This window comes from Pseudomonas sp. GL_139_B (assembly GCF_057834475.1).
This window is the reverse complement of sequence record NZ_CM174403.1, coordinates 382,231-396,875: the sequence shown is the minus strand read 5'-3', so window position 1 is coordinate 396,875 and position 14,645 is coordinate 382,231. Positions and strand designations below refer to the sequence as shown.

Here is a 14,645-nt window from a genome sequence, read left to right as displayed (position 1 = left end):
GGGTTCATGCGATCCGCTGTAGGAGCTGGATTGCCAGCGAAGGCGCCCTTACAGGCTAGGCAGCAACTTCGCCATCACCAGCTCGTTCAGGCAACGCGAGGCCAACAATTCAGTCGCCGCATTGATGTCCGGAGCAAAGAAGCGGTCCTTCTCATAGAACGGCACTTCGTTACGCAGGATGGCGCGGGCCTTTTCCAGTTTTGCCGAGGTCTTCAGACCATTGCGCAAGTCCAGACCCTGAGCCGCTGCCAGCCATTCCACCGCCAGCACACCACGGGTATTTTCGGCCATTTCCCACAGACGCTTGCCCGCGGCTGGCGCCATGGAAACGTGGTCTTCCTGGTTCGCCGAGGTCGGCAGGCTGTCCACCGAATGCGGATGCGCCAGGGCCTTGTTCTCACTGGCCAGTGCCGCTGCAGTCACCTGAGCGATCATGAAGCCGGAGTTCACGCCGCCGTTAGCCACCAGGAACGGCGGCAGTTGCGACATGTGCTTGTCCATCATCAGCGAGATGCGGCGTTCGCTCAGGGAGCCGATTTCCGCGATGGCCAGCGCCATGTTGTCAGCGGCCATGGCCACCGGTTCGGCGTGGAAGTTACCGCCGGAAATCACGTCACCTTCAGCGGCGAACACCAGCGGGTTGTCCGACACAGCGTTGGCTTCGATGGCCAGCACTTCGGCGGCCTGACGGAACTGAGTCAGGCACGCGCCCATGACTTGGGGCTGGCAGCGCAGGGAGTAAGGGTCCTGGACCTTTTCGCAGTTTTCGTGCGAGTCGGACACTTCACTGCGCTCACCCAGCAGGTCGCGATAAGCGGCAGCGGCGTCGATCTGGCCTTTCTGGCCACGGGCAGCATGGATGCGTGCATCGAACGGCGAGCGCGAGCCCAATACCGCTTCAACGGTCAGTGCGCCCAGCGCGACAGCGCCAGCGAACAGGTCTTCACCTTCAAACAGACCGCGCAATGCATAAGCGGTCGACACCTGAGTACCGTTGAGCAACGCCAGGCCTTCTTTCGCGGCCAGGGTCAGCGGGGTCAGACCGGCGATTTTCAGCGCTTCGGTCGCTTCCATCCACTCACCTTTATAGCGAGCCTTGCCTTCGCCCAGCAGCACCAGCGACATATGGGCCAACGGCGCCAGGTCACCGGATGCACCAACCGAGCCTTTCAATGGAATGTGCGGGTAGACCTCGGCGTTGATCAGGGCGATCAGCGCGTCGATGACCACGCGACGAATACCGGAGAAGCCACGGCTCAGGCTGTTGACCTTGAGCACCATGACCAGGCGTACCAGCGCGTCGCTGATCGGCTCGCCGACACCGGCGGCGTGGGACAACACCAGCGAGCGCTGGAGGTTTTCCAGATCTTCGCTGGCGATGCGGGTCGAGGCCAGCAGGCCGAAACCGGTGTTGATGCCGTAGGCGGTGCGGTTCTCGGCGAGGATCTGCTCCACACAGGCCACGCTGGCTTCAATCTGGGCCGAGGCGCTGTGGTCGAGGGTCAGTTTCACCGGCTGCTGATAGACAGCACGCAGTTGGGCGAGGCTCAGTTGGCCGGGAATCAGGTTTAGCGCAGTCATTTTGTGCTCCTTTTGAGAGTTGTCTTCTTCTGGAATGAAGAGGACTACCAGACGCTCCGGAGATATCCGTTGTCCGTCGCCGCCCCTGTATGAGGGGGCTGGCGCCTTGGCACGCTGGTTTTTGTTGGAAATCAGTTCAAGTTCGGTACAGCGTTGTGCAGCAAATTCTGTTCTTTCAATACAGCGGCGGCTGCAGCGATGTCCGGCGCCAGCCAGCGGTCCTGATCATAAGCAGGAACACGCTCACGCAGCAGACGCCACGCCACATCGGTGCCAGCGCCAAAGCGTTGTTCTTTGAGGAATTCGAACGCCTGGGCCGCCAGCAGGTACTCGATGGCGAGGATCTGCGTGCAGTTTTCCAGGGCGCGATGCAGCTTCAGCGCGGCGTTGGTGCCCAGGCTCAAGTGGTCTTCCTGCAGGCCTGAGGTGACGTAGTTGTCGAGCACGGCCGGTTGCGCCAATTGACGGTTTTCCGCGCACAGGGAAGCGGCGACGTACTGGACGATCATCATCCCTGAGTTGACGCCCGGATTGGCCACCAGAAACGCCGGCAGACCGCTGACGTGCGGGTTGATCAGGCGATCGAGGCGACGTTCGGCGATGGAGCCGATTTCAGCCATGGCGATAGCCAGAAGGTCCGCCGCCAACGCCACGGACTGGCCGTGCGGGTTGGCTTGGGAAACGACGCGGTAGTTGTCCGGCGTGCCCAGCACCAACGGGTTATCGGTGGCACCGTTGAGTTCGTTTTCGATCTGCTGGGTCGCGTGAACCAGCTGATCACGGGCAGCGCCATGGACCTGCGGGATCGAGCGAATGCTCAAGGCGTCCTGGGTGCGAACGCCTTTGCTGCTGGCGATCACTTCACTGCCATCGAGCACGGCACGCAGGTTGATGCCGACTTGCTGCATGCCCGGGTGCGGCTTGAGCGCAATGATCTCGGCGTCGAACGCATCGATCTGACCACGCTGGGCTTCGAAACTCATGGCGCCGATCACGTCGGCCCACTTCAGCAAATGCGCGGCGTCGGCAATCGCCAGGCAGCTGAGACCGGTCATGCACGGCGTGCCGTTGACCAGGCACAAACCGTCCTTGGCGCCGAGCTTGACCGGTTGCAGGCCTTCTTCGGCCAAGGCTTGCAGAGCGGAAACGATGTGCCCGCGATAGCTGACATTGCCGACACCCAGCAGCGCAATGCCGATGTGCGCCATGTGGGTCAGGTAGCCGACGGAGCCCTGGGACGGTACTTGCGGGGTGATGCCACGGTTAAGCAGCGCCAACAGAGCTTCGACCACTTGGCGGTGCAGACCGGATTTGCCGTGGCTGTAGTTGACGACGGCGGCGCACATGATCGCGCGAGTCTGCTCGTTGGTCAGCGCCGCGCCCACGCCACAGGCGTGACTGAGCAAGGTGTTGCGCGACAACTGGCTGAGTTGTTCATCTTTAAGGGAGACGTTGCACAACGCGCCCAGCCCGGTGTTGATGCCATAGGCACGCTCGCCGCTGGTGACGATGCGCTGGACGATACCTTGTGCGTTTTCAATCCGTGCCCAGACCGGCGCCGACAGCTCAAGCTGCGCGCCATGACGGGCGACGGCCACCACATCCTGCCAACTGACCTGCGCTTGGGTGATAACGATTTTTTCAGCCTGGGACATCTTTGACCTCAACTGTATTTCTTCAATTTTGATGCAGCTCCACCGCCGCCTTCGCGAGCAGGCTCGCTCCCACAGGGGTATGCGTTCCACTGTGGGAGCGAGCCTGCTCGCGAAGGGGCCAGCACAGTCACCGCAAATCTCTTAAACCACCGCTGCCCGACGCTGCACGAACCGGTCGACATACTCATCCGCCGGCGAATGCAGAATCTCTCTCGGGGTGCCGACCTGAATCAGGCGGCCGTCCTTGAGGATCGCAATGCGATTGCCGATGCGCACGGCCTCGTCGAGGTCGTGGGTGATGAAGACGATGGTCTTGTGCAGGGTCTTTTGCAGTTCCAGCAACTGGTCCTGCATCTCGGCGCGGATCAGTGGGTCGAGGGCGCTGAACGCTTCGTCCATCAGGATGATGTCAGTGTCTGCGGCCAAGGCGCGGGCCAGGCCCACACGTTGACGCATGCCGCCCGAGAGTTGATGCGGGTATTTGTTTTCGTAGCCCTTGAGGCCCACGGTGTTGATCCAGTGCAACGCACGCTCAGAGCACATTTGCTTGCTCTCGCCACGCACTTTCAGGCCGTAGGCGACGTTATCCACCACGGTCTTGTGCGGCAGCAGGCCGAAGCTCTGGAACACCATGCTGATCCGGTGCCGACGAAATTCGCGCAGGGCTTCCATGTCGTATTGCAGGATGTCCACGCCGTCCACCAGGATCGCGCCGCTGGTCGGGTCGATCAGGCGGTTGAAGTGGCGCACCAGGGTCGATTTACCTGAACCCGACAGGCCCATGATCACGAAGATCTCGCCAGTGCCGATGCTCAGGGACAAATCGTTCACGCCGACCACGCAGCCGGTTTCAGACAGCACCTGATCCTTGGTTTTGCCCTGGCCAATCATCGCCAGTGCGTCCTTGGAACGATTGCCGAAAATCTTGAAGACGTTTTTGACTTCGATCTTGCTTACGGTCGCGTTGTTCATTTGCTCACCTCATGCCGTGCCCGACCGTACGCCTGAGTAATGCGGTCGATCACCACAGCCAGAATCACGATCGCCAGACCGGCTTCCAGGCCACGTCCGACGTTGAGGGTCTGAATCCCCACCAGCACGTCTTCACCCAAACCACGGGCACCGATCATCGAGGCAATCACCACCATCGACAGGGCCATCATGGTGGTCTGGTTGATCCCGGCCATGATGCTCGGCAGGGCCAGGGGCAGTTGCACGCCAAACAATTGCTGCCAGCGGTTCGCACCAAAGGCGTTGATCGCTTCCATCACTTCCCCGTCAACCTGGCGAATGCCCAGATCGGTCAAGCGAATCAGCGGTGGTGCGGCGTAAATCACGGTGGCGAAAATTGCCGGCACCTTACCCAGACCGAACAGCATCAGCACCGGGATCAGGTACACGAAGCTCGGCATGGTCTGCATGATGTCCAGCATCGGCATCAGCACCGAACGCAGGCGATTGCTGCGCGCCGAGAGAATGCCCAGCGGAATGCCGATCAGCACCGAAATGATCGTCGCCACCATCATCAGCGCCAGGGTTTGCATCAGCTTGTCCCAGAGGCCGACCGCGCCCACCAGGAACAACAAGCCGACAATCACAGCCGTGGTCACGACTTTGCGGGTCGCGTGCCAGGCAATGCCCGCGACGATGGCCAGCATCAGCCACCAAGGCGCCGCTCGCAGCAGACTTTCAAGATTGACGATGGCCCACAACAGCGTGTCGGAGATGTGCCGGAACACATCGCCGTAGTTGGTGACCAGCGAATCGACCCAACTGTTGACCCAGTCGGCGATGGAAAAGGTAAAGCTTTCGGGAAACATAAGAGACTCTCAATCAAGGGGTTGCGATCAAGCGTCCGGATGCCGTGGCCGACAGCCGGAGAGGCCCAACCTACAAGGCCGCGTCGATTTTCTTGGCTGCGTCTTCGCTCACCCATGCGTGCCAGACTTCAGGATGTTCCTTCAAGAAGATCTTGGCCAGTTTTGGCGACTCGATCCGCTCTTTGGTCATGCGTCCAAGGTTCTGGTTGAGGATGTCGATCGGCACGTTGACCTTTTCCAGCACGGCCACCAGTTCCGGGGCTTCGTCGTGGAAGGTCTTGGACAGGCCGACCTTGATATCCACGGTCTTGTTCACGCCTGGTTTTTCTTCGAGCTTGATCAGGTCAACCTGGCCCATCAGCGGGGTTGGCGACCAGTAGTAGAACAGGATCGGCTCGCCACGCTTGTAGCTCGACAGCACAGCCGCATCCAGCGCCGGGCCGGTGCCTGGGCGGAAGTTGGTGTAGGTGCTTTCCAGGCCGTAGCTTTTCAGCATTTCGCTGTTATCCAGCTCGCAGGTCCAGCCAGCCGGGCAGTTGTAGAAACGGCCCTTGGAAGGCTCTTCCTGATCCTTGAACACGGAGGCGTATTTGCCCAGGTCCGCGATGGCTTTCAGGTCAGGAGCTTTAGGCTCCAGCTTGCGCTTGGCATCGCCTTCAACCACGTAGCGCGGCACGTACCAGCCTTCGGTTGCGCCCACGATCGGAGCACCGATACCGACGACTTTTCCGGCCTTCTCGGCCTTGTTCCAGACCTCGCTGCGGCCGACCCACTCTTCGGCAAACACTTGAATGTCGTTGCTGCTCAGGGCGTTTTCCATGGTGATGGAGTTGCCCGGCAGGCTGTCAGTCTTGCAGTCGTAGCCTTTCTCCAACACAACTTGCAGCACGTCGGTCAGCAGCATGGCGCTTTCCCAGTTCAGGCCGGCAAATTTCACCGGTTTGCCCGATTCGCACCAACCGGCAGCCTGAGTGGCGCCGGCACTGGCGAGCAGGCCCATGGAAAGCAATGTGGTCAGCAGGGTCTTGTTCGATTTCATTGTTGTGACGCTCCTAATCATGAATGGGCTTACGGCAGTCAAGAGGCATCCAGCCCTGTCCACGTCCAATCAGGCCTGCGCCGCAACGCGACCGGCCCCGCTTGTTCTGAGTGCTACAACGTTTGTTGTGGGAGTGAGCCTGCTAGCGATAGCGGTTTTTCAGTCAACAGAGAAGTTGAATGTGCTGACCCCATCGCGAGCAAGCTCGGCTCCTACAGGTATTTCTGTGTTATTTGCCGGTGATCATCGGCAGGTTCAGCCCTTGTTCCTTGGCGCAGTCGATGGCGATCTGATAACCGGCATCGGCGTGACGCATAACACCGGTCGCCGGGTCGTTGTGCAGAACGCGCGCAATGCGCTCGGCCGCTTCGTCAGTACCGTCGCAGACAATCACCATGCCCGAGTGTTGGGAGAAGCCCATGCCGACACCGCCGCCGTGGTGCAGGGACACCCAGGTCGCGCCGCTCGCGGTGTTGAGCAGGGCGTTGAGCAGTGGCCAGTCGGACACAGCGTCGGAACCGTCCTGCATGGACTCGGTTTCGCGGTTCGGGCTGGCCACAGAGCCGGAGTCCAGGTGGTCGCGACCGATCACTATCGGCGCGGACAACTCGCCGCTACGGACCATTTCGTTGAACGCCAGACCCAGCTTGGCGCGCAGGCCCAGGCCAACCCAGCAGATACGTGCCGGCAGACCCTGGAAGCTGATGCGCTCGCGCGCCATGTCCAGCCAGTTGTGCAGGTGGGCGTCGTCCGGGATCAGCTCTTTTACTTTGGCGTCGGTCTTGTAGATGTCTTCGGCGTTGCCCGACAGTGCAGCCCAGCGGAACGGGCCGATGCCACGGCAGAACAGCGGACGGATGTAAGCCGGTACGAAGCCTGGGAAGTCGAATGCGTTTTCCACGCCTTCTTCCTGGGCCATCTGACGGATGTTGTTGCCGTAGTCGAAGGTCGGGATGCCCATTTTCTGGAAATCCAGCATCGCTTTAACGTGTACGGCCATCGATTGCTTGGCGGCTTTTACAACAGCTGCTGGCTCGGTCTTGGCGCGAGCGCGGTACTCTTCCCAGGTCCAGCCGGCTGGCAGGTAACCGTTGAGCGGGTCGTGGGCGCTGGTCTGGTCGGTGACCATGTCCGGGCGCACGCCACGACGAACCAGTTCCGGCAGAATTTCTGCCGCGTTACCCAGCAGCGCGATGGAAATCGCCTTGCCTTCCTTGGTGTATTTGGCGATGCGGGCCAGCGCGTCGTCGAGGTCTTTGGCTTGCTCGTCGACGTAGCGGCTGTTGAGGCGGAAATCGATGCTGACCTGTTGGCATTCAATGTTCAGCGAGCAGGCACCGGCCAGAGTTGCGGCCAGAGGCTGGGCGCCACCCATGCCGCCGAGCCCGGCGGTCAGGACCCAACGACCTTTGAGGTCATCGTTGTAGTGTTGGCGACCGGCCTCGACGAAGGTTTCGTAGGTGCCCTGAACGATGCCCTGGCTGCCGATGTAGATCCAGCTGCCGGCGGTCATCTGGCCGTACATGGCCAGGCCTTTGGCGTCGAGTTCGTTGAAGTGCTCCCAGCTCGCCCAGTGCGGCACCAGGTTGGAGTTGGCGATCAGCACACGCGGGGCGTTGCTGTGGGTCTTGAACACGCCGACCGGCTTGCCGGATTGCACCAGCAGGGTCTCGTCGTCGTTCAGGTTGGTCAGGCTTTCGACGATCTTGTCGTAGCATTCCCAGTTACGTGCCGCACGACCGATACCACCGTAAACCACCAGTTCTTTAGGGTTCTCGGCGACTTCCGGGTCGAGGTTGTTCATCAGCATGCGCAGCGGCGCTTCGGTCAGCCAGCTTTTGGCGGTCAGCTTGTTACCGCGTGCGGCACGGATTTCAACGTCACGAAACTTAGTAGGTTTCTGGGTATTGTCAGTCACGAAAAAGACTCCTCAGCGATCAATTCAAACCAACCCTGGCGGTGGGCAAGCCAGCCTGTGCGCATCATCGCGCTACAAGCGAATCAGTGGACGCTGCGGAGAGTCTCGGTCGACTCATACGCATACGTCTTTACTTGTACATACAAGCATATGCAATCAAGCGGCCAACTTGTTGGATGGGTGTTCAAGAAAAGTTTTCTGGAGGCTGGAAAGCTTGTAAATCAAGGGTTTTGAGGGGGACGAAATTTTTCGGAGGGATTTTGCGCAAGGGGGAATGGCTGTTACTTGAGTGTGGTTTTGCGCCACGCTGGGGCGTTCGGTAACAAATTGGTGCGCGATGGGGAACAGTATAAGTAGCGGATTTGAGGCGGGGTGAATCGCTTTTGGCAGGAGTCCGGCTTGCCGGCGATAGCGCCCATCGGATTGCCATCGCCGGCAAGCCGGACTCCTACAGGGAAATCAGTTTGCAGTTAATTCGATGATGCAGCATGTGTTGTCAACGGCGACTTCCAGCAACCCGGCGTTTGCGTCGAGTTGCAGGCAATCATGGCGGCCCAATTGCTGGGTGCTGTTACCGACCTGCACTTCCAGCGATTCACTCACGCTGAACACCAATACGGTGCCCGCCGAACTGAAAAACCGCTGTTTACCCGCCATCCACTGCAACCGCGCGCTATAACGCTGCGGCGCGTAAATCAGATTGAAATCGCGGATCGGCCCACCGAGCAGGGTGCACGACACCTCGCTCTCGCCGCTGAAAGCAAACGGGACCAGCGGTAACAATGGGTGCGTGTCCCGACCATCCACCCGCAAGGTCATGCCGTCACCTTGTAGTACGGTGATGACCCGCTCGTAACCGGTGAACGTCGAGAAACCACCCGACTCGCCGATGTCGGCAATCGACAGGCGCCAGCCGAAACCATCGAGGCCAGTGCCCGCATCGCGGGTGATTTCTTCAGTGCTGCCACCGCCGTTTTTCCACGGCATGCGCGGGTAATCCTGAGCGCGTAAAACCTTCAAACCATTCATTTATGCTCTCTATTTATGGAACCGTCCTTCCAGACGATGACGGGAACCGGGGTGGATCAGACGGGCGGCGGTCACTGGCTGACGGCCGGACCAGGTGCGGCGGCGAATCAGCAGACACGGCTCGCCCTTTTCAATCTGCAACAGCTTGCACTCGGACGCCTCGGCAAGAATCGCCTCGACCACGTGCTCGCCTTCGGTCAGTGGCGCTACCTGGTTCAGGTAGGCGTAAGGCGTTTGCAGAGTGAAGTCTTGTTTGAGGTAGTCCGGAGCCGCCAGCGCATTGACGAAACGGTCTTCGATTTGCACCGGGATATCGTTCTCGAAATGCACGATCAGCGAGTGAAAAACCCTCTGCCCTTCGCGCATATCCAGTGCCAGGGCACGCTCGGAACCGGCGGCCTCTTCTTCGAGAGTGATCACTTTGCAGGTATGGCGATGGCCACGAGAGGCGATTTCGTCGGCGATGTTGTGCACCTCGAACAGCGCGGACTGGCTTTTCGGCTCGGCGACGAACGTGCCCACGCCTTGCATGCGCACCAACAAACCGTCGGCGGTCATTTCGCGCAGGGCGCGGTTGATGGTCATGCGGCTGAAACCGAGCTGGCTGACCAACTCGCTTTCCGACGGCACGCGGTAGTGCGGCGGCCAGTTTCCACTGTCGATTTGCTGGGTGATCATCTGTTTGACACGGGCGTACAAGGGCGCCGGACTGTCGCCCATGTTCGCGGCCAACGGTGACACTGGGGGCGGAGTCGGCACGGTTAATCCTTGTTCATTTAGTAGAGGTTGCTAGCTTGCCGGAGTTTACCGAGCAGGCAAACGTCTGTATATGTATATACAAATAACACACGATGGGGTGCTGAACCATGTCCGCCTTCTTTGCCGAACGCGCGCTGCTGCCTAGTGGATGGGCCAACAATGTACGTCTTGAGGTCAGCGCCGAGGGCGTATTGACCCATATCCAGGCCGATTCCCACGCAGATGGCGCCGAACGGCTTAACGGTCCGCTGCTGCCGGGCATGCCGAATCTGCACTCCCACGCGTTCCAGCGAGCGATGGCCGGGCTTGCGGAAGTGGCGGGCAATCCGAACGACAGCTTCTGGACCTGGCGCGACTTGATGTATCGCCTCGTCGGAAAAATCAGTCCGGACCAACTCGGCGTGATCGCCCGTCAGCTGTACATCGAAATGCTCAAGGCCGGGTACACCTCAGTCGCGGAATTTCATTACGTCCATCACGACACCAATGGCCAACCCTACGCAGATCCCGCCGAGCTGGCGCTGCGCATCAGCCAGGCGGCCAGTTCCGCCGGTATCGGCCTGACCCTGTTGCCGGTGCTCTACAGCCATTCCGGTTTCGGTGGCCAGACGCCGAACGAAGGCCAGCGCCGCTTTATCAACAGCACCGAAAACTACCTGAAACTTCAATCGCGTTTGCAGCCGGTTTTGGCCAAGCAATCGGCGCAGTCACTGGGATTGTGTTTCCACTCGCTACGCGCGGTTACGCCACAGCAGATCAGCGAAGTGTTGGCCGCCAGCGACAAGCATTGCCCGGTGCACATCCACATTGCGGAACAGCAAAAGGAAGTTGATGACTGCCTGACCTGGAGCGGTCGTCGCCCGCTGCAATGGCTGTACGAAAACACTGAGGTCGATCAGCGCTGGTGCCTGGTTCACGCCACTCACGCTAACGCGGAGGAAGTCACGCTGATGGCCAAGAGTCGCGCCATTGCCGGGTTGTGCCTGACCACTGAAGCCAACCTCGGCGACGGGATCTTCCCGGCGGTGGATTTCCTCGCTCAGGGCGGACGCATGGGCATCGGTTCCGACAGCCATGTGTCATTGAGCGTGGTGGAAGAATTGCGCTGGCTGGAATACGGCCAGCGCCTGCGCGATCAACGGCGTAATCGTTTGTATGGCGCGCAGCAGCCGATGGTTGGCCGCACGCTGTACGACGCAGCGCTCGATGGCGGCGCTCAGGCGCTGGGGCAGCCGATTGGCGCGCTGAAAGTGGGCAAGCGTGCGGACTGGCTGGTGCTGGACGGTAACGACCCCTACCTGGCAACGGCCAATGGCGACGGGATTCTGAATCGCTGGTTATTTGCCGGCGGCGATCGCCAGGTTCGCGATGTGCTGGTCAATGGCCAGTGGGTTGTGCGCGACGGGCGCCACGCAGGGGAAGAAGAAAGCAATCGCGCGTTCACCCAAGTCCTGCGTGAACTCCTCGGTTAACACCGGAAATAATTGTGGGAGCGAGCCTGCTCGCGAAAGGGCCGTCACATTCAACTGAGATGTTGACTGACAGTCCGCTATCGCGAGGAGGCTCGCTCCCACAGTTTTTGATCTTCGGTGATAGTTAGTTCGAGGTCTTGGCCATCTGTGTCTCAGACGCACGCCAGATCAGCCGTGAGGTGTCGTAACCCTGCTGACGCGCCTGGCTCAGCAGTTCCTCTCGCACTACACCATTGACGGTTGGGGTCCGCGCCAACAGCCACAAGTACTTGCGACTCGGGTCGCCAACAATGGCCGTCTTGTAATCGTCGCTGACGTACAACACCCAGTATTGCCCCTTCGCTGTACCCGGAATCAGACGAGAAAACCAGGTATCGAACTCGACCCACAATTTGTCGGTTTTTCCTGGCACCTGAGGATAAGCCGTGCCCTTGACCTCTTCCCACTGCCACTGCGCCGTCAGGCAGCGGTTCAAAATCGCCAGGTTACCGTCAGGCTTGAGGGTGTAATGGGCTTCGGATTGTGCGCAGTCGCGCTGGAAATACATAGGCATGCGAGCCAACTCATACCAGGTCCCCTGGTAACGCTTGAGGTTGACGCTTTTAACGGTTTTTGGCGCCAACGGATCTTGGCCAGAAGTGGCACAACCAGCCAATACCAGGCCGGCAAAAAGTACGAGTAATAACCGCTTCATTGTTTTTCTCCCGTGGGCGCATCGCCCCGGTTTACTTCAGGCCTTGGCCGGAAAACATCAATACTTTGTCACCGGCATACTGCACGCTGATAAAGCTGTTTTTGTCGCCCCAGGTGCAACTGGACATACCCAGCGCGCCCGAGCAATCAGCAGGCTTACCCAGCAACGTTTCAACCTCGGCCTTAGGCATGCCGGTCGACAGCTTCGAGTAGTTTTCCTGATTGACCTTGCTGCATGCGGCCAACAACACGCAGAACGACAGCAAGGCGATAGATCGCAGCGACATGGTGAAACTCCTGGAACGAAGGGAATGGCATGACTGCCAAGCAGAACCTTAGAAGAGAAAACCCCCATCTGGTTCCCCTACTGCCTCGCTATTTATCGGGCCGCTCGTCTGCCTTTTTTTGAAAAAATCAGCCACTTTCCTGAGCCAATGAGTATTTCGTCAGTCTTTGCAAAAAGACGCCTCATCTTTGGCGCTGGCCTGTCGACATAGAAGCAGCGTAAAGCCCTCGACTGTGGCAATTGACGCCCCCCTTGCTGACAAGTCCCTCCGCGGTAGTGCACTTAATGACCAGAAACATGAAATTCAGCCACAAGATTCTGCTGGCAGCCGCCCTCGTGGTCGCCGTTGCGTTCGCCTGCTTTATCCTGTTCAACGACTACCGCCAGCGTCAGACCCTGCGCAGCAGTACCGAGTCCTCGATGCAGGAACTTGGCAGCTTGACCACCAGCAACATCCAGACCTGGCTGGAAAGCCGCATCCAGTTGCTGCAATCGTTGTCCCAGCAGATCACCGTGGATGGCAGCGCACAGGCAAGCCTGAAACGCGCCATCGACCTGCCGGCCTACACCAGCAACTTCCAGCTGAGCTATTTCGGCGGCACTGACGGTGTGATGTTCTCGGTCCCGGCGGGCAATCGTGCTGCCGACTACGACCCACGCACCCGTGGTTGGTACAAGGCGGCCAACAGTGCGCAACAGACCATCGTCACCGAACCGTACATCGCCGCGTCTTCCGGAAAACTGGTCATTACTGTTGCCACACCCGTGAAATATCAGGGCCAGATGATCGGCGTCTCCGGCGCAGACATCGACCTGTCCAGCGTCAGTGCGATCATCAACTCGTTGAACTTCGGCGGTCACGGCCATGCGTTCATCGTCAGCGCCGACGGCAAGATCCTGATCCACCCGGACAGCAAACTGGTGCTCAAAGGCCTGGCAGACGCCTACCCGAACGGCGCACCTAAAGTCAGCCCGGGCATGAAAGAAGTCGAGTTCGACGGCAAGACTCAGTTCATCTCCTTCACCCGCGTCAACGGCGTGCCGTCGGCAGACTGGTACGTGGCGTTGGTGCTGGATCAGGACACCGCGTTCTCGATGCTCAGCGAATTCCGCACCTCGGCGATCATCGCCATGGTCATCGCGGTGATGATCATCATCGCGTTGCTGGGCATGTTGATTAGCTTCCTGATGCAGCCGCTGCTAATCATGGGCCGCGCGATGCATGACATCGCCGAAGGGGAAGGTGACCTGACCAAACGCCTGACCATCCACGGTCAGGACGAATTCGGCGCGCTGGGCACCTCGTTCAACCGCTTTGTAGAGCGTATTCACACCTCGATTCGCGAAGTGTCTTCGGCCACCGGCCAGGTCAACGAAGTTGCGTTGCGCGTCGTGGCCGCGTCAAACTCGTCAATGTTCAACTCCGACCAGCAAGCCTCGCGCACCAGCAGCGTTGCTGCAGCGATCAACGAACTGGGTGCCGCCGCCCAGGAAATCGCCCAGAACGCCGCCCTCGCCTCGCAACACTCCAGCGATGCCCGCTCCCTGGCCGAAGACGGTCAACAAGTGGTGGATAAAACCATCGCAGCGATGCAGCAGCTGTCGGCGAAGATCAGCGATTCGTGCGGCAACATCGAAACGCTCAACAGCAACACCGTGAACATTGGGCAGATTCTGGAAGTGATCACCAGCATTTCCCAGCAAACCAACCTGCTCGCACTCAACGCAGCCATCGAAGCGGCCCGTGCAGGTGAAGCCGGTCGTGGTTTTGCCGTGGTGGCGGACGAAGTGCGAAACCTCGCCCACCGCACTCAGGATTCGGCGCAGCAAGTGCAGAAGATGATTGAAGAGCTGCAAGTCGGCGCCCGCGAAGCGGTGAGCATCATGACCGACAGCCAGCGTCAAAGCGAAAGCAGCGTCGGTATTGCCAACCAGGCCGGCGAACGACTGGGCAGTGTGACGCAGCGCATTGGTGAAATCGACGGGATGAACCAGTCGGTGGCCACCGCGACTGAAGAACAGACCGCTGTGGTGGAGTCGATCAACGTCGACATTACCGAGATCAATACGCTGAACCAGGAAGGCGTAGAGAACTTGCAGTCGACCTTGCGCGCGTGTGCTGATCTTGAACGGCAGGCGGCGCGGCTGAAGCAGTTGGTGGGTAGCTTCCGGATCTGAGGCGCTCTCGCGGGCCCCTTCGCTGGCAAGCCAGCTCCTATGGGATCTTTGTCGCACTGGAGATCCAATGTGTAGGAGCTGGCTTGCCAGCGAAGGCGGCATCAGCCGCAATGGCCAGGTAAACCCGGGACCAATGCCCGTTGAGAAAACGCCGGTCGGCAGCACCTGACGCAGGACTGAATTAAGACTAAACTCGGTCCTACTCAACCTGGCGA

The 14,645-nt window shown here is 59.7% G+C and carries 12 protein-coding genes and 1 pseudogene; 3 read left to right on the top strand and 10 right to left on the bottom strand.

Features of this window, described 5'->3' with window-relative positions:
- Positions 1-48 precede the first annotated feature (48 nt).
- The 8 genes from hutH to hutC all read right to left on the bottom strand — a co-directional run bounded on the left by hutH (position 49) and on the right by hutC (position 9,762).
- Complete coding sequence (gene hutH, locus AC3ISI_RS01820; protein WP_489335212.1) at positions 49-1,581, bottom strand: histidine ammonia-lyase; 1,533 nt, start codon at positions 1,579-1,581, stop codon at positions 49-51.
- Positions 1,582-1,712: 131 nt separating this feature from the next.
- Positions 1,713-3,236, bottom strand: a complete 1,524-nt coding sequence (locus AC3ISI_RS01815; RefSeq protein ID WP_489335210.1) for an HAL/PAL/TAL family ammonia-lyase — start codon at positions 3,234-3,236, stop codon at positions 1,713-1,715.
- A 141-nt stretch (positions 3,237-3,377) separates the two neighbouring features.
- Positions 3,378-4,208, bottom strand: coding sequence for a quaternary amine ABC transporter ATP-binding protein (locus AC3ISI_RS01810; RefSeq protein WP_477803659.1), 831 nt, complete (start codon positions 4,206-4,208; stop codon positions 3,378-3,380).
- Positions 4,205-5,056: an ABC transporter permease gene (locus tag AC3ISI_RS01805; protein ID WP_489335208.1), complete on the bottom strand. Its 852-nt coding sequence runs from the start codon at positions 5,054-5,056 to the stop codon at positions 4,205-4,207. The genes AC3ISI_RS01810 and AC3ISI_RS01805 overlap by 4 nt, the downstream gene beginning before the upstream one ends.
- 70 nt (positions 5,057-5,126) lie before the next feature.
- Complete coding sequence (locus tag AC3ISI_RS01800; RefSeq protein ID WP_489335207.1) at positions 5,127-6,095, bottom strand: ABC transporter substrate-binding protein; 969 nt, start codon at positions 6,093-6,095, stop codon at positions 5,127-5,129.
- A 229-nt stretch (positions 6,096-6,324) separates the two neighbouring features.
- Positions 6,325-8,013 (bottom strand): urocanate hydratase, encoded by a 1,689-nt coding sequence (hutU, locus tag AC3ISI_RS01795; protein WP_489335206.1) that lies wholly within the window; start codon positions 8,011-8,013, stop codon positions 6,325-6,327.
- A 459-nt stretch (positions 8,014-8,472) separates the two neighbouring features.
- Positions 8,473-9,042 carry a HutD/Ves family protein gene (locus AC3ISI_RS01790; RefSeq protein ID WP_489335205.1) on the bottom strand — a complete coding sequence of 190 codons (570 nt, stop codon included), beginning with the start codon at positions 9,040-9,042 and terminating at the stop codon, positions 8,473-8,475.
- 9 nt (positions 9,043-9,051) lie between these two features.
- The gene (gene hutC, locus AC3ISI_RS01785) at positions 9,052-9,762 is read right to left on the bottom strand and encodes a histidine utilization transcriptional repressor HutC (RefSeq protein ID WP_489337609.1); all 711 of its coding nucleotides are present in this window, start codon (positions 9,760-9,762) and stop codon (positions 9,052-9,054) included.
- 146 nt (positions 9,763-9,908) lie between these two features.
- Here hutC and AC3ISI_RS01780 point away from each other — a divergent pair, with 146 nt between their 5' ends.
- A complete protein-coding gene (locus tag AC3ISI_RS01780; protein ID WP_489335204.1) occupies positions 9,909-11,273 on the top strand; it encodes a formimidoylglutamate deiminase in 1,365 nt (454 codons plus the stop codon).
- Between the two features lie 124 nt (positions 11,274-11,397).
- On the opposite strand, the gene AC3ISI_RS01775 is transcribed toward AC3ISI_RS01780, so the two are convergent.
- Positions 11,398-11,967: a lipocalin family protein gene (locus AC3ISI_RS01775; RefSeq protein WP_489335203.1), complete on the bottom strand. Its 570-nt coding sequence runs from the start codon at positions 11,965-11,967 to the stop codon at positions 11,398-11,400.
- A 31-nt stretch (positions 11,968-11,998) separates the two neighbouring features.
- Positions 11,999-12,253: a hypothetical protein gene (locus AC3ISI_RS01770; protein WP_059406430.1), complete on the bottom strand. Its 255-nt coding sequence runs from the start codon at positions 12,251-12,253 to the stop codon at positions 11,999-12,001.
- 284 nt (positions 12,254-12,537) lie between these two features.
- On the opposite strand from AC3ISI_RS01770, the pseudogene AC3ISI_RS01765 reads away from it, so the two are divergent.
- Both AC3ISI_RS01765 and AC3ISI_RS01760 read left to right on the top strand, forming a co-directional pair.
- A pseudogene (locus tag AC3ISI_RS01765) lies at positions 12,538-13,572 on the top strand (HAMP domain-containing protein); the annotation flags it as partial.
- A 93-nt stretch (positions 13,573-13,665) separates the two neighbouring features.
- Positions 13,666-14,430 (top strand): methyl-accepting chemotaxis protein, encoded by a 765-nt coding sequence (locus AC3ISI_RS01760; RefSeq protein ID WP_489337607.1) that lies wholly within the window; start codon positions 13,666-13,668, stop codon positions 14,428-14,430.
- Positions 14,431-14,645 lie beyond the last annotated feature (215 nt).